Origin of the sequence: Staphylococcus agnetis (assembly GCF_011466855.1) — a bacterium.
GTDB classification, from domain to species: Bacteria; Bacillota; Bacilli; order Staphylococcales; family Staphylococcaceae; genus Staphylococcus; species Staphylococcus agnetis.
Genome location: NZ_CP045927.1, coordinates 2,009,714 through 2,026,005 on the forward strand (window position 1 = coordinate 2,009,714; position 16,292 = coordinate 2,026,005).

The 16,292-nt window shown below is 36.3% G+C and carries 12 protein-coding genes and 1 pseudogene; 5 read left to right on the forward strand and 8 right to left on the reverse strand.

All coding sequences use genetic code 11. The features are described from left to right. Positions 1-93: 93 nt before the first annotated feature. The gene (locus GJE18_RS10200; RefSeq protein ID WP_060551797.1) at positions 94-1,218 is read right to left on the reverse strand and encodes a hypothetical protein; all 1,125 of its coding nucleotides are present in this window, start codon (positions 1,216-1,218) and stop codon (positions 94-96) included. A 218-nt stretch (positions 1,219-1,436) separates the two neighbouring features. On the opposite strand from GJE18_RS10200, the gene GJE18_RS10205 reads away from it, so the two are divergent. Together GJE18_RS10205 and GJE18_RS10210 are read left to right on the forward strand one after the other, a co-directional pair. Beyond that, entirely contained in the window at positions 1,437-3,431 is a 1,995-nt protein-coding gene (locus GJE18_RS10205; protein WP_107376506.1) for a catalase, read from the forward strand. Between the two features lie 27 nt (positions 3,432-3,458). After that, positions 3,459-4,325: an SDR family oxidoreductase gene (locus tag GJE18_RS10210; RefSeq protein ID WP_060551798.1), complete on the forward strand. Its 867-nt coding sequence runs from the start codon at positions 3,459-3,461 to the stop codon at positions 4,323-4,325. 413 nt (positions 4,326-4,738) lie between these two features. On the opposite strand, the gene GJE18_RS10215 is transcribed toward GJE18_RS10210, so the two are convergent. The 5 genes and pseudogenes from GJE18_RS10215 to GJE18_RS10235 all read right to left on the reverse strand — a co-directional run bounded on the left by GJE18_RS10215 (position 4,739) and on the right by GJE18_RS10235 (position 11,226). Continuing rightward, entirely contained in the window at positions 4,739-6,565 is a 1,827-nt protein-coding gene (locus GJE18_RS10215) for a YSIRK-type signal peptide-containing protein (protein ID WP_107368877.1), read from the reverse strand. A gap of 247 nt (positions 6,566-6,812) precedes the next feature. Beyond that, the gene (locus tag GJE18_RS10220) at positions 6,813-8,027 is read right to left on the reverse strand and encodes a Bcr/CflA family efflux MFS transporter (protein WP_060551801.1); all 1,215 of its coding nucleotides are present in this window, start codon (positions 8,025-8,027) and stop codon (positions 6,813-6,815) included. A gap of 60 nt (positions 8,028-8,087) precedes the next feature. Beyond that, positions 8,088-8,615 (reverse strand): annotated as a pseudogene (locus tag GJE18_RS10225) (cyclase family protein); the annotation flags it as partial. 175 nt (positions 8,616-8,790) lie between these two features. Beyond that, a complete protein-coding gene (locus tag GJE18_RS10230) occupies positions 8,791-9,693 on the reverse strand; it encodes an alpha/beta fold hydrolase (protein WP_085622822.1) in 903 nt (300 codons plus the stop codon). A 114-nt stretch (positions 9,694-9,807) separates the two neighbouring features. Beyond that, the gene (locus GJE18_RS10235) at positions 9,808-11,226 is read right to left on the reverse strand and encodes a phosphate--AMP phosphotransferase (RefSeq protein WP_085622820.1); all 1,419 of its coding nucleotides are present in this window, start codon (positions 11,224-11,226) and stop codon (positions 9,808-9,810) included. 417 nt (positions 11,227-11,643) lie between these two features. Here GJE18_RS10235 and GJE18_RS10240 point away from each other — a divergent pair, with 417 nt between their 5' ends. The 3 genes from GJE18_RS10240 (at position 11,644) to GJE18_RS10250 (ending at position 14,678) form a co-directional block, all read left to right on the forward strand. After that, positions 11,644-12,318 carry a transglycosylase family protein gene (locus GJE18_RS10240; protein WP_107368918.1) on the forward strand — a complete coding sequence of 225 codons (675 nt, stop codon included), beginning with the start codon at positions 11,644-11,646 and terminating at the stop codon, positions 12,316-12,318. Between the two features lie 784 nt (positions 12,319-13,102). Further along, positions 13,103-13,957, forward strand: coding sequence for a CHAP domain-containing protein (locus tag GJE18_RS10245; protein WP_060551806.1), 855 nt, complete (start codon positions 13,103-13,105; stop codon positions 13,955-13,957). Between the two features lie 160 nt (positions 13,958-14,117). Beyond that, positions 14,118-14,678 carry a M23 family metallopeptidase gene (locus tag GJE18_RS10250; RefSeq protein ID WP_107368919.1) on the forward strand — a complete coding sequence of 187 codons (561 nt, stop codon included), beginning with the start codon at positions 14,118-14,120 and terminating at the stop codon, positions 14,676-14,678. 47 nt (positions 14,679-14,725) lie between these two features. Here GJE18_RS10250 and GJE18_RS10255 read toward each other — a convergent pair whose 3' ends face one another. Both GJE18_RS10255 and GJE18_RS10260 read right to left on the reverse strand, forming a co-directional pair. After that, entirely contained in the window at positions 14,726-15,439 is a 714-nt protein-coding gene (locus GJE18_RS10255) for a GTP pyrophosphokinase (RefSeq protein WP_060551808.1), read from the reverse strand. A gap of 104 nt (positions 15,440-15,543) precedes the next feature. Then, positions 15,544-16,164: a nitroreductase family protein gene (locus GJE18_RS10260; protein ID WP_107376497.1), complete on the reverse strand. Its 621-nt coding sequence runs from the start codon at positions 16,162-16,164 to the stop codon at positions 15,544-15,546. Positions 16,165-16,292 lie beyond the last annotated feature (128 nt).

Below are 16,292 nucleotides of genomic sequence, written 5' to 3' on the forward strand. Positions count from 1 at the left end.
AAAATTTCAAAATGCTTTCCTACCATAACAAAATAAAACCCTAGTAATAACAAGCAACTTTTCATTGCTTTACTAGGATTTTGTACACTCATTTTATTTTCTTGTTTTCAATAGTTTTTCTCGTATCATTTGAAATGCATGCCAGTCGTCATCGGTATATAATGCAATTTCAAATTGCGCGAGTTGTTGTTGGACGTACATCTTAATTTCATGAGGCATATAACTTAAAACACCTGGATAATAGCGCTCATAAAAATCTAAGTGGATATGGTCAACCCATGCCTCTGCTTCTTTTGGTATGTCTTTTACGAGATAAGTTGCAAATGCTCGACCTCGATGCTTTAAAACATACAATGCTAGAAAATCTAACTTCATATTTTCTCCCCAAGATATGTGTGTAGGTGTTAACGCGGTGTTATCAATAGGTAGCCCTAACCGTTTACGGTCATTTTCAATCATAACGAGTAAGTGTTGTTGTGTAACCACTTCAGGTTGAGAAGCTTTAACAGTTTGAATCGCTGTATTCAACTCCTCACCCCATTGCCGACATGCAATCTGAGTATGCCCAACGGCAGTTAAACCTAGCGTATGGGGTAGATTCACCATTCCTGCGATGGCTTGTTCCGCTTCAATTTTCGTCATATTTGCCGTAATTGGATTCAATTGTAACCCTGTAATCATATAACGCGTATTAAAGTAATCTTTATATAAAATCGCACCAATGGCATAATAATCTGATGTGATTAATGGAAAATGTGTTTCCATGACGTTTGTTTTCACAATACGACTATGCCATCGATCAAACATATCATACATATGTATCGATTCTGCACCAAAATCTAATGAAACTTGATTCGTATCTCCAGGCGTTAAAGTTAATGCAGATAAGTTGGCTACATCTCCACTAAAATTAAGTGTCTTCACATCATTACTTATCATTTTATTCAAATTCCAAAAACGTAATCCCGTGCTACAAATCACCTTAGCATGGGTTCGCTTTTCTATTTCTGCTTTCGTCACTGTTGATACTTTAAATGCTATTTCAATCTCATCATAATATTGTCCACATAACGCCCCTAGTGCTTCAGCGACAAGATCATTTCTAACATCAATGGGATCCGTCAGTTCAAAACGAATGTCCCCCATATAATCGTCATCATAATAATGTGCTTGAATAAACCCTTGTTGATTGATAATATCATCAAACGTAATTTTCATGATACACACGTCTCCTTATTCTTTCCCCATACTCATTTTAACGTATAAATGTAAATTTTGTATGAACGCTGAAAATCCACGCAATTTTGTTGTCCAATAGTGAAAGGTCACATCAATCTTTATTTACAAGTCATTGGCTTTCAGTGTTTGACTATTCCGTTTCAATGGTAAACACAAAATGTAATATCTTAATTTCTATAGAAAGGAGTGCAGCTGAGATAATGAACAAAAAAGATCAAAATTTAGAATCATTTCGCAAAAATAATGACGGTAAAGCAATGACGACAAATCAAGGTTTAAAAGTGTCAGAGGATGAAAATACATTACGTGCTGGTGAGCGCGGACCAAGTTTACTTGAAGATTTTCATTTCAGAGAAAAAATGACCCATTTTGACCATGAACGCATTCCAGAACGTATTGTACATGCTCGAGGTTATGGTGCACACGGTGAATTCGAAGTGTATGAGGATTTATCAGCATACACGTACGCAGATTTCTTAACACAACCCTCAAAGAAAACGCCTGTATTCGTTAGATTCTCAACGGTACAAGGTTCAAAAGGTTCAGCTGACTCTGTTCGAGACGTCAGAGGCTTTGCGACAAAATTTTATACAGATCAGGGTGTATTTGACTTGGTAGGCAACAATATCCCTGTATTTTTCATTCAAGATGCGATGAAATTTCCAGATTTAGTGCACGCTGTAAAACCTGAACCCCATCACGAAATGCCACAGGGCGGTTCTGCACATGACACTTTTTGGGATTTCTTTGCACAAAATCCAGAATCAACGCATACAACTATGTGGGTCATGAGTGATCGTGGTATTCCTAAAAACTTTCGTCAAATGGAAGGATTCGGTGTGCATACATTCCGTTTAATTAATAAAAATGGAGAGGCACATTTTGTGAAATTTCATTGGAAGCCTAAACAAGGTTTAGAGTCTATGGTTTGGGATGAGGCTCAAATTGTCGCAGGTAAAAATACAGATTTTCATCGTCAAGACTTATATGAGGCAATCGATAAAGGCGATTACCCAGTATGGGAACTAGGGCTTCAAATTATTCCCGAAAGTGACGAATTCCAGTTTGATTTTGATATATTAGACCCCACTAAAATTTGGCCAGAGGACGAAGTACCAGTGAAAATCGTCGGTAAAATGACGTTAAACCGTAATGTTGATAATGTTTTTGCCGAAACAGAACAAGTGGCATTTCATCCAGGACATATCGTACCAGGTTTAGATTTTACAAATGATCCACTGCTACAAGGCCGTTTATTTTCTTATACAGATACACAAATTTCTAGACTTGGTGGTCCTAACTTCCATCAAATTCCTATCAATAGACCTGTGAGTCCAGTACACAACAACCAACGTGATGGCATGCATCAAATGCACATTCATCAAGGTCAAGTCGCGTATCATAAAAATGCGCTTAATGCGAATAACCCACATACAACAGCACCTGAAGATGGTGGTTTCGAGCATTATCAAGAAAAAATTGATGCCTATAAAATTCAAAAGCGTAGCGAAAGTTTTAAAGATTATTATACACAAGCCCGTTTGTATTTAAATAGTTTATCTGAACCAGAATTCGATCATACAGTATCAGGATTCTCATTCGAGCTCGGTAAATGTGTAGACGTAAATGTTAAACAAAATGCGGTTAATCAACTTAATAAAGTCTCACGCATACTTGCTGAGCGTGTAGCTGAAAATATTGGTGTCTCAGTTCCTGAAACGAACGAAGAAGTACAACTAGAAAAAGCTGATAGTCAGCTTACGATGGATAAATTTGGCCGTCCTTTAAGAGGTCATGCGGTGGGTATCGTTGTTGATGGAGAAGTTTCAAATGACATTTTAAAATCTTATGCCAAAACGATGGTTGATCATCAACTCAACTATGCATTTATTTCAGATAAACCACGCAATATTGAAGAAGATTTTGGAATTACCGAAACTTTTGATACTGTACATCCAACATTATTCGACAGTTTAATCATCCTTTCAAATAACACAACGATTTTTGATAAAACAGAAGAATTTGCAGAATTAACGTATCAACATTTTAAACCGCTTGTGCTTTCAGAAAATGCGGCAACTGCATTAGCTAACAGTCGCGTAGATTCGTCGCAACCTGGCGTCATCACATCTAATGATCCTGAAGCAATTGTACAAGCATTTACTAAACCAAGATATTGGGATCGACAATGAAGACAATTTTAACTGAGGTGAATTGAATTGGATTTTAAAAAATTACATGATGAAATTAAAGGCTATACTCAAGATACACAACCCGGTTCAGAAAAAGATATGCATCCGAAACCAGTATGTGAATTAGACAGCTATAAAGCAGCTGGGAAGCTTAAAGGTAAAGTCGCATTAATTACTGGTGGTGATTCGGGCATTGGACGTGCAGTTGCCATTTTATTTGCGAAAGAAGGCGCGGATGTAGCTATCGGCTATTTAAATGAGCATATTGATGCTGAAGAGACTGTGAAGCGTTTAGAAGAAATTGGTGTAAAAGCCAAAGCGTATGCACATGATTTGCGTCATGTCGATGAGTCTAAGGTATTAATTGACAAAGTTGTTTCAGATTTCGGTGGCTTAAACATACTTGTGAACAACGGTGGCGTACAATTCCCACAAGATGACTTTTTAGATGTCACACCGGAACAAATTAAAGCGACATTTGAAACAAATATTTATGGCATGATGTATTTAACACAAGTCGCACTGCCTCATCTTTCAGAAGGAGACAAAATCATTAATTCAACGAGTGTGACAGCTTATCGAGGTTCAGCACATTTAATTGATTATTCATCTACGAAAGGTGCAATCGTCTCATTTACACGTTCACTCGCGACATCATTAATGGAAAAAGGCATTTACGTCAATGCTGTAGCACCTGGTCCAATTTATACACCACTTATTCCGGCTACTTTTGATGCAGATAAAGTGGAAAATCAAGGAAGCGATACGCCTATGGCACGTCGCGGACAACCAGCTGAACTCGCACCATCGTATGTTTTTCTTGCGTCCACTGATAGCTCTTATATGACAGGTCAAACATTACACTTAAATGGTGGCGATTTCTTAACATCTTAATTTATTTCATAATAAAGCCTTCAAGGGGGCTAGCACATGAATCATTTCAATTTATGATTGTCCCTAACGCCTCGCTTTTCTAGGCGCCTTACCTCAACTAATTTTGAGAGCAGAAATCTCCTAGATTTTTGCTCTCAAAATGGATTTTCGGTTTCGGCTTGATGCCTCAGAAGTCTCGGCTAAGGGATCAATCACAATTCATTATAGTGTCCATAACTAAGACTAAATTTATTTATTATATAGATAATTAATAGGTGTGCTATATCCCACCCCGTTTGAAGGCTTTAAATTGATGTAAAAGTTCTAAGACAATATTGAATGACGATGCTTATTATCAGTCCGCTGTCGTGCAATACAGCATGACCATCACTCGTTTAACGCCACTCTATAATATAAAAACAAATAATACTTATCTACTTCATTAAATTCAAGTGCTTACGTCGTTTGAACGTGCGATACAATAATGCCACACCTAACACGATACTTCCTAAACTCATCACTAATGATTCATTCATGTTACCTGTTTCAGGTAATTTTTTCCAACGTGCACCATGTGCTTTGCTGTCATTGCTCGTGTTGTTCTCAACATGCGCGTGTTTGAAATATTTCCCTTCAGATGCGCCCGCTTTGTTCGACATCGGTAATCCTTTGTCAGCCAGCACACCTTGAATGCCCTTTTCATCTTGTTCAAGCATCATTATATGATTTAACACTATTCCATGTTCAATGCCACCAGACGACGCATCATCTATATTCATCCATTGTTCCTTAGGTGTAGCAGCTTCATCTGTTGTATTCGTTATAGATGTTTCACTTACTCTTTCATCATCTAATAATGGTAACAAGATTAACGCTTGTGCATCATCGACACCCATATCATTTTGTAACGCCTCTTCTGAAACAGGAACGGAAATCTTCTCATGATTCAAAGGCGCTGCCGACGTGGGTGCTTCGATCACTTCGGTATCTAATGCAATTGTTGAAGGTGGAGTTGCCACTTCTGTAGTTTCTTGTGACATAACAGCGTCGGATGCATTATCTTCCTTAGATTCGATTGTTTCATGCGCAGTCTCAACCAATTTAGAAGTTTCTGGTTCTTCTCTTATTTGATCTTCTTGTGGCACAGGTACGGTGACCGGTGTTGTTTGCGCCTCTTGTGAGATATCCTCTTTTTGTAGAGGTGTTGTCAAAGATTCACTTAATTCAGGTGCTGATGGCACTATTTCATCGACTTTCTCAATTTCAGAAGGGACCGTTTCTACAACCGATGTTGATTCCTCTTCTTTAAGTACTGATACTTCAGGTGTTGATTCTGTATTCACTGGTTGAGAAGATGCTATTGCTGGACTTGGTGCTTCTACTACGTGCACATAAGCCACTTCTGAACGATTATTGGCAGTATCATATTCATACACCTGAACGACATCACCTACTTTTAATTTCATCTGCGTTTCATACGGCACACCCATCATCCATGTTCCATTTTTTCCAACTTTTGTCCACATCATTTGACCGTCAGGAAACCATGCGACAATTCTATTTCGATATTGGTCACCTGTTCCTGTAATGATATTTTTTCCTATTTCTAAATACGATACACCTGGAGGATTCGGAGGTAACGTATCAATCACATGTGTAGAGTAAGTTCCCGATTGTTGCCCTGCACTGTTAACCGCATAGGCAGTAATCGTATCATTCATGTTTAAAGGCATAGGTACTGTTATAGACCACATCCCATCAGCGGTCGCTGCCGTTTCCAATTTTTGCCCCTCATTAACACGAGCAACGACTGTCACATTAGGTTGAGCTGTCCCATTAATATGATGGTTCCCTGCTTGTTGTATATGCACAGTGGGAGTTTGAAGTACATCTGTTTCAAATGTATCAGGTTGCGCTGAACGTAAAGATGTCATTTGTCTTTCAATTGGAGACGTAAAATGATATTCAGCTGTTTTCTGATCAGCTGGTATTGGATTGATTAAATGTGTAGGTGTTATGACATTATCCTTTAAGCCATCATGTGTTTCAGTTTGATAATTTATAGTGTTTTCAGAAGGATTCTCACCTTCTTTTTGAAAAGATGTTGGTGACGCATTGAAAGTTTCAGCAGCTTGGAGATCTTCAGAAACATTTAAATAAAATAATGTCCCAAATACGACCGATGCGAGACCGATGTTTAATTTACGAATCGAAAATCGTTGCGCTTTGTGTTTAAAGTTGTACGTGGCTTGACGTTTCAAATTGTTTCATTCCTTTGTGTTTAGTTCAATATAATACAGATGTTTATATAGTATCAGAATACGTATACATATCAAAGGAAATTTTGTTGTCTCATCTATATTTTTATAGTGTATTTACGCACAATGTTTCAATCTCTTATCGGACAATGAAATGCACACGACATTAAATCTCATGTAGGATTAACATAAAAAAGCCTTCAAATTAAGGTTTCCCATAAATTTGAAGACTTCAAATCACATGCTCTATTTAATGAATGTGATGTTTTAATCGATGAAATGTAAAATGACCAAGCCCTAATAATAATATCGTTGTGACGCCTAACACAATACAATATGGAATCACACTTTCTGGTCCTTGAATACCTATCAATGGCGCAATCGAACTACCTAATATAAATTGAACTAAACCTAATAGGCTGGAAGCACTGCCACTTCCCCCAGTTCTCATTTGCATCGCTAAACTAAATGCAATTGGTCCAATCGCTGTAACAGGTGTCACTGTAATGAATAAACTTACTACTAAATAAGCGACTGGCAAATGAAAAGCGCACACGATAATCGTAAGGATCGCGCCAACAACTTGAATCATAATAAATAACGTAAGTACTCGAAGTTGTGGCATAAAACGTAGACAGACATTAGAAACTTGACTTGAAAGGATTAATCCAATTCCAACTAACACCATCAAAAGACTAAACGATTGTGGCGTCATGCCATATACATTTTGAGTAATAAATGGTGCACCTGCACCATAACTGAAAATCATTATATATGTGACGCCTTGCAATAACATGGGTAATACAAATGATGGTGTTCTAATCAATTGTATAAAATCTTTAAAGACTACTGAAAGTTTCTTTGCCTTCGTTTGACTGTGTTGAATGGTTTTCATATGTGGGTGAACCATCACAGATAGCAATAAAATCGCCCCTATGCCAGCTAATGCGAAAAAGATATAACGCCAAGTTCCAAATGATAACAATAATGCATTGGCTAAAGGAGCTAAAATTGAAATCAAACCATTAACAACCATAAGTGCCGTAAAGAAGCGACTGAGATACGCACCTTTAAAAGTTTCTCCAGCAATTGCACGTGCGATAACAATCGCACCACCACCTGCAAGCCCTTGTACAAACCTTAATGAGAGTAAGGCATAAACAGAATGACTGATTGCAATACATAATGAGGCTGCGATCAGCACGCATAAAATCATCATCGCTAATGTGCGTCGTGATATGCGATCTGCCATAATTCCAAACATAAATTGTCCTATCGCGATCCCAATCATCGCTATAGATAATGTCAACTGTGTCTCTGATGTCGATGTCATTAAATCTTTTTGAACTAAAGGTAATGCTGGGCTATACATATCTGATAAAAGGGGTCCAAATGCAGTCATTGTACCTAATAAAATGATGAACAATAACGGCATGGTGGTGTGTTTCTTTTCAATATTTTCCATACTCATTGTGCCTCTATTCTTTATCAAAATCGTTCCTATTGTATCACAATCTTAATTTTATCATGATATCGGTTGAATTACTGCACGAATATATGATGCATCCGCACCACTTATTTTTAACGGCAACCCAATAAATTGATAAATACCCGCCTTAACATGGGCCAAGCATAAGTTTTCTATATTATACATTTCATGATGTGCAATACGATGATGATTTTCAAGCGTTTCCGAGTCAATAGGATCCACCGATGGTACATCCACACCAATGACTTCGATACCTATAGAAGCAAGGTAGTCAATCGCTGCAATACTGAGTACAGGTATTTCTTCTGGAAAAACTGATGGATGACTTTCGCGCTGTGTCTGAATTAAAATAATGGTTCCTTCAATGGGACAACTTTTAAGATAGTCTACTTCAATGACAGGTATATCTAATAAAGTTACTACTGTCGCTTTGCCAATAAATCGTTCTACTGGTAATGCATCTATCGTCAATCCATCATCATCAAAGTGTTTAGGTGCATCGACATGTGTTGCAATATGTGTACTTCCAACAATTTCACCGATATTCACAGAATGTGTTTGTGCTTTTGTCGCAAAATAATTGAATTGAAACGGTGTATCTCCTGGCCACTCGGCCCAATCTTTGGAGAGTGCGTGATATCAATCCACATTTTAAAACTCCTTATTTATAAGTTTAAAGTTAAAGGAGCAGAATAAAAAATCATTGAGATTCATATCCTACTCCTTATTCATCGTACTTTCATGACAATTCATTGGTCGTTGTTTGTGATAGATTTAACCATGCATTAATATTATGTTCAATACTTCCAATATTGCCACCATTTCCTTTATCTAATACACGTAAAAAGTCTAAGTGACCAACTTCTGGATAGATGATGGATTTGACTTCTGCACGCCGTGATTCGAATTTCTCGACAGTGACAGCCGAATCTTTGTTTGGGAAGATGACATCATCTTCTCCTAATAAAAACAACACTTTAGGCATATGTTTAATTTTATCAATATCCTCTAAATAGTCTGCTTTCAGCGTATACATTAAATCCGTAATCATCGCATCAACAGGTGCTAAGTATTCCGTAAAATTGAATTTATCCGAATGCTTTTTCGAAACACCTTGATCCAATATAAATTCCGGGATACTCTTAATCATTCCATCTTGGTGATCAGGCTTAATGTCTTTAAAAACTTCATAAAAAAGCTTGGAAATGCGTAATTCTTTATAATCAATTTTCGCAGCACTATTTAAATAAATGAGATGCGTGATAGGAAGTGTATTATATCCGGCGATTTTAGTCGCAATTAGCCCACCCATCGAATAACCAATCATAGCCATACGTTTGATGTTACTGTGCGCAAGTTCTTGTTCTAACGCTTCATTAATACGCGTAGCATAATCTTCTAAATTATGATCCATTCTCGAAAGCGACGTACTTTTTCCACGACCAGGACAATTGATAAATATTAACTTGGCATGATGAAGATATTTCGCAAATACTGTCATGATTTTGTAGTTCATTATGGCACCGTGAAGTAACACAATAACATTTTCAGAATCATTATCTCCTATTGTGACCATTTCTAATACGTCTCCATCATGATGAGATAACTTAACAGTATATGGCTCGTAGTGATTAAATAACATGAATGCTCCTCAGTCTCTTTTCTAACTTTTCATTTACACAAACATGTATGAAAATTATTTAACTATTATTATAGTAGAAATTCGTCAAAATTGCATAAGTCATAAGCCCTAAATTTAATAATATTTAACGCCCCATAATCTTTCTTCACATTTTTGTATAATATATTTTAGCACTTCGATACGCGCAGATTTTTTATGATCAGCTGGTACAATCAGCCAAGGTGCATGCGGGTGTTGTGTCTTTTCTATCATATCGTGACTGGCTTCTAAATATAGATCCCATTTTTCACGATTCCTCCAATCTTCATCGGTAATTTTCCATTGTTTATTAATATTTTGTTCTCTATCTTTAAATCGTTTGAGTTGTTCATCTTTATCTAAAGTAAGAAAAAATTTCAACACAATAGCTCCGTCGTTGACCCACATTTGTTCAAATGCATTAATTTCATCGTAGGCTCGAGACCATTCATCGTACGTAGCAAAACCTTCAACACGTTCTACGAGGACGCGGCCGTACCAGCTACGATCAAAAATTTCAATATGACCACTCTTAGGCATATCTTTCGCAAAACGCCATAAGTAATGATGATTTAATTCAACATCAGTAGGTGCACTAATTGCATTCACTTCATAGCCAGTTGGATCAAGATATTCTCTGACACGTTTAATATTGCCGCCTTTACCTGCAGCATCCATGCCTTCATAAACTAAAATGAGCGGAATTTTACGTTCATATAAGGCGAATTGTAACTCTTTAAGTCGTAATTGTAATGATAGTAGTAATGCGTCATAATCACTTTTACGTGTTTTTTCAATTTGAACATTAAAAATGTCTGTAGAAAATGGTTCACTAAAGGCACCATTTATTTTCTTTTTACGATTGTGATGTCGGTGAATGGCTTTTTCCAGTCGCGCTATCAAATGTTCATACATATGTTGTATTGCGTGTGTTCTATTTGTATAGTCAATCACTTCCCATTCATCATTGAGTATATGTTGAAATTCTTGACGATACACATCTGAAGGGATTACATTTTCATATTCTTGTGCTTTCCAATTTGTTAAAGGATTATCTTTCATTTCATTAATATGTTCTTGACGCTTTTCTTCATTAATTTGAATATAAAATTTAATAATTTCATGCGCATCGTTTTGAAGCATTGATTCAAATGCGTGGATTTCAGCTTTTAATTTATCATAATGTTTAAATGTACTTTTCTTTATCCCATGGATCTTATAATCAATAAAATGTGCGTACCAACTTCTAAAATAAATATTAATATCTCCTTTAGAAGGGAGTGTATTCCAATAATTTTGTAAGAATTGATAACGCAAATCATGTTCAGAAGGTGTTTTAGTGGCGATAAAATGTGTGTACTTCGCATCTAATGTTAATAGTAACTCATTGGTTAAGCGTGTTTTGCCAGAAGCGGGCACACCCTCAAACACAACCATTACGGGTATTCCAAGCGCATGGCTTTCACGTGTTAATTCTGCGGCTTTAAGTTGTAGTGCTTCAATTTTCTTGTCCATATCTCTTCACCTCGGTTAGTCTATTATACGTGTTTTAAAAGATAGCAATCAACATTCTAAACGGTAAATAACACTTTTTTGTTAATTTTCACTGTTAGCGTCATCAAACACCTGACATCTAAATTACAATTCTATGATTTTCTGTAATATTTGTAATATAACGGTATATTTTCTTTATTTTCAGAATACGGTTGTAATTCATGCTGTTGACCTTTTGAGTTTATCTTAATGAAATAGATATAAACATCTCACATCACAATCACATTACAGAACATCATTTTGAAATACTCTCGTAATGTTTTGTTATCAACTCGTAATTTACATCAATCCAGATGCCTGTTAGAGTGTGATTGTTGAAATTTTTAGTTAAGCAGACTTTTTGAAAATGAAAAAATTTTATTTGGAGGACTTTCAATTATGAAAAAAACATTATTAGCATCATCTTTAGCAGTAGCAATCGGTGCGACAGGTGTCGCTGCACATACAACAGACGCTCACGCAAGTGAAGTATCTCAATCTTCAATTGATAAAGCAGCTTTAGCGCATAAAGCTTTAAATAACGATCCATCATTAAATCAATCACCTATCCAAGCAGGTGCTTACGATTACAAATTCACTTACAAAGGTACTAACTTCCACTTCTGGTCAGATGGTACGTACTTCGGTTGGTCATACAATGGTTATGGTCAAGCAGCTGTAGCTCAAACTCAAGACGTTTCAGCTCAAGCTTCTACTCAAGCTGAAACTAACAATGCAGCAGCAGTTCAATCTAACCAACAAGCTTCTACTCAAGCACCAGTTGCAACACAAGCACCAAAAACATCAACTACATCTACAAGTGGTTCAGGTGTAAACTCACACTTACAATTAATCAAACAACGTGAATCTGGTGGTGACTACTCAGCAATTAACCCATCATCAGGTGCTGCAGGTGCTTACCAATTCTTACCATCAACATGGAACGCTGTAGCACAACAAGTTGACCCTTCATACGTAGGTGTTAACCCAGCTCAAGCTCCAGCTGCAGTTCAAGATAAATTCGCGCAACACTTATATAACACTGGTGGCGCTGGTCACTGGGTAACAGCATAATTTAATGCTTTCTTTAAAGAGTCCTTCATAGGGCTCTTTTTTTATATCTATTCCTTTATTTTTCATTCAGTTCGAAATTTAATAACGCTATATATGCTACGATAGCCATTTTAAATCGTACATGTGCCTGAACGTTGTGAATTAAGTATCTCATCTATATTTAAAATTAAAGCACTATCATTCATTATTTACTGTGCTGCGGTACTACGTAAATAAAATGGATGCCCCCTTTTTCTTAATTGCGATATGATCACTTTATCCCATTCTTAATTTGCATATATCATAAATTTATACGTTCAATAAATATACAGTGCTCTTTTTTTGTCACCTTCATCATTAGAATCTATCTACATATTTTACAAATAACTTTTCATCTTTTGTACCGCTTTTCTTCTATTATATATGTGTATTTTTTTATTTACGTTTACTTCTATTCATTAAGCCCATTTTCAATCTAGCATCATTCGATAAATAATTTAATCATTAAAACAAGTTCTCAATATTTTAATAAATTATCTCTTCCTATCATTCTCCTATTCAGCAAGAAAAAAGCGTAATATTTCACATTGATATTTTAAAAATCGCCTACCCAAGCTTTATAATTTTTTGTTTCCAAATAACTATTAATGAGTCAAATTGTTATCTTTTATTTCAGTTTTGTTACAGTACGACTTAAAATTGTTTACAACGCTTTACTTCTTAATAATATGTGCTATGATTCTAGAGGATTGCATAAAGCACATAGAAAACGATATTAAAATTTAGATAGGGAGACTTTTTTACAATGAAAAAATTAACTACTGCTACAATCGCTACGTTCGGCTTGGTTACTTTAGGAGTTGCTGCACAAGATGATGCTCAAGCTGCTGAGCAACACACATCTTCATATGCATATTCAACTTATTATTCTCAAGAGACTAACGACTATATTACAGTAGATCAATATGGTAACAAACACCATACTTTAGATGGTAACTGGGATCCATCTGCACAATACACTTACTACACATTTGACGCTAACGGTGTGTATGATTTCTATTATTACAACTATAACGGAAGCTATAACTATAGCTATTCTTCACAATATTATACAACAGCAACACCTGCTGCGAGATATAACTATGAAAACACTTCATACAATTATAACTACTCAGCACCAAACTATAATTACAATTATAGCTATAACTATAATGCACAAAGCACTGTTCAAGCACCTGCTGCTTCAACTACAAGCTACAACACAACAACAACTGCTGCGCCAGCACCTTCTAACTCAGGTTACTCAAGCACACCAGTTCGTTTCACATCTCGTGGTGGTGCTAATCTTTACACTGCTGGTCAATGTACGTACTACGTATATAACCGTGTAGGTGGCGGTATCGGTAACACTTGGGGTAATGCGAATAACTGGGCAAGCGCTGCACGTGCTGCTGGTTACACAGTAAACAATACACCAAGAGCAGGCGCTATCATGCAAACATCAGTTGGTCCTTACGGTCACGTTGCATACGTTGAAAGCGTAGGCAAAAATGGTTCTGTAACAGTTTCTGAAATGAACTACGGTCACGGCGCTGGTGTTGTAACATCACGTACCTTATCAGCTAGTCAAGCTGCTTCACAAAACTTCATCTACAGATAAGATAATCCAAAACACGTTACTTTCATAAGTAGCGTGTTTTTTTATCTTTACTTGTCACCTCTTTCCTATTTGCTTCGTTGCCTTCTTATGAGCAACTTATTGGCACGACACCATATGATTGGTTACACTCATTTCAATACTTCTAAAAAGGAACATCTCAATGAAGAAACTAATGCGAATAGTTTTTAGTGCGCTCATCGTTACGACAATCACTTTATTAGTAATCATTTATCACTCACTCGTACAACAATTTATCCAAGATATCCAAAATAATACGTCAATCACACATATCTTACATCAAGACCGTGAAACACACGGATTTGGAACATATGCCAATGGTTTAAAGTTTAATGGAGACAACCGTCATTATGGTATTGATTATCATTTGCCTGAAAATACCGATATTCTGGCTGCTACAGACGGCACAGTGACCCGAACATTTAAAAATCAGTTTGGTGGAAATGTACTTGAAATTCAAGAATCCAATAAGCGATATTATCAATGGTATATGCACTTAAATACGTTTAAGGTGAAACCAGGAGATGTGGTAAAAGCTCAGGATGTTATTGCACAATCGGGTAATACTGGTAAACAAACGACAGGTCCTCATCTACATTTTCAACGTATGAAAGATGGTATCGGCAATCGTTATGCTGAAAATCCAGCTGCTTTCATTGAATCATTGCCACATGGACAACGAAGTTTATACCGTTTAAAATAAAAAAAGTGCCGTTAACATCACATCGTGTGATTTTACGGCACATTTTTTTAATGCTCATTAAGTTGATCTTGTTGGATATTTAAATGGATTCGTTCCATTTTGCGTTCTACGTCCCCTATTTCAAGCGCACATTCTCTTAAAGTTTGACGATACATGTCTCTATCACTATTGGTTGATTTATAATGTAATTGATGTTCTAAACTCGCCCACATATCCATACCAATCGTTCTTAGCTGTATTTCTACAGGCGCTTCAATCGTGCCATCTGTTAAAAATACTGGAACGGACACGACAATATGCAAACTTTTATAGCCATTTGCTTTAGGATACTGAATATAATCTTTTCGTTTTAACAGCTTTATGTCTGCTTGTTGCAATAATAGTTGCTCAACGTTATAAATATCATTCATGTAATTACATACAACACGAATCCCCGCAATATCCATAATATGTGATTGTGCGGATTGGGCCGAAATTTCAAACCCTTTTCGCTTCAACTTTTGTAATAAGCTCGGTATTTTTTTCACACGTCTTTCCATATGATGAATCGGATTATGTGCATTTTTCAACTGAAAATCTTGATCTAAAATATGAAGTTTTGTACTAATTTCTTCTAATGCCGCCCCATAAATATGTTCTAACTTAATAAATTGTACAACTTGTTCGATATTATCCTCAGAATGTATCGCTTTTTGTGTATACGTTGCAACTTCACTTTTTAAATTTTCAATATTAATGGGTATTTTTTTCTCTACAAACATACAGTCACCCCGTACTTTATCTCTTTCATTACTAATGTACTACTTTAGCAACAAATTTGATAGTTGTAAGGGGTGCTTTTAATATTAAGATTATTTTTTATGTTTTAGCGAAATGACAATACATCCTCTACCGGTAGACGTACGGATTCACGCGCTTCCACAGCTGCTTTACCCACTGCAATGATCATCACAGGCATATAGCGTTCTGAATCGAGTCCTAGCGCTTCTGCAATAACATCTTTTTCAAAGCCGCCAATCGGATTTGTATCATAACCATAATATCGTGCAATGAGCATAAATTGCATCGCTGCCAAACTACTGTCGATTTTAACAATATCATTCATACCTTGGCGATCTAAGCTTTCATATAGCTCAACAAATTTCGCAACTTGAAGATCTTTAACTTCTTGTGGCATGAACCCTTTTTCAACCGCATCATCATATATTTTATCAGCATATTCATAGTTCTTCATATCTCCAAAAATAACAACCATAGCTGCAGATGTATCATTTTGACGCGTGTTAAACTGCACTAACGGACGTAGTATATCTTTTCCTTCAGGTGTATCAACTACGACAAAACGCCAAGGTTGCATATTTACAGATGATGGTGCTTTCGTAGTAAGTGTGATCATTTCTTCCATTTCTTCTCGCGGAATTTTTACATTCTGATCAAATTGTTTAACCGAACGTCGACTTTCTAATACGGATTTAAAATCTTTCATATAACAACATCCCTCTCTCACCATAATAAATATTATTTTAATTAAATTAAGTTCAATTCAATTATATGTAACCGTTCTGCGTCTATCAAGAAAAAAGTGTTATACTGTTATAAAGAGATCAAGGGGGC

Bases quoted from the DNA above. Each gene is read 5' to 3' on its own strand.
- GJE18_RS10200 (WP_060551797.1), bottom strand. From the start codon at position 1,218: ATGAAAATTACGTTTGATGATATTATCAATCAACAAGGGTTTATTCAA.
- GJE18_RS10220 (WP_060551801.1), bottom strand. From the start codon at position 8,027: ATGGAAAATATTGAAAAGAAACACACCACCATGCCGTTATTGTTCATC.
- GJE18_RS10230 (WP_085622822.1), bottom strand. From the start codon at position 9,693: ATGTTATTTAATCACTACGAGCCATATACTGTTAAGTTATCTCATCAT.
- GJE18_RS10235 (WP_085622820.1), bottom strand. From the start codon at position 11,226: ATGGACAAGAAAATTGAAGCACTACAACTTAAAGCCGCAGAATTAACA.
- GJE18_RS10240 (WP_107368918.1), top strand. From the start codon at position 11,644: ATGAAAAAAACATTATTAGCATCATCTTTAGCAGTAGCAATCGGTGCG.
- GJE18_RS10245 (WP_060551806.1), top strand. From the start codon at position 13,103: ATGAAAAAATTAACTACTGCTACAATCGCTACGTTCGGCTTGGTTACT.
- GJE18_RS10250 (WP_107368919.1), top strand. From the start codon at position 14,118: ATGAAGAAACTAATGCGAATAGTTTTTAGTGCGCTCATCGTTACGACA.
- GJE18_RS10255 (WP_060551808.1), bottom strand. From the start codon at position 15,439: ATGTTTGTAGAGAAAAAAATACCCATTAATATTGAAAATTTAAAAAGT.
- GJE18_RS10260 (WP_107376497.1), bottom strand. From the start codon at position 16,164: ATGAAAGATTTTAAATCCGTATTAGAAAGTCGACGTTCGGTTAAACAA.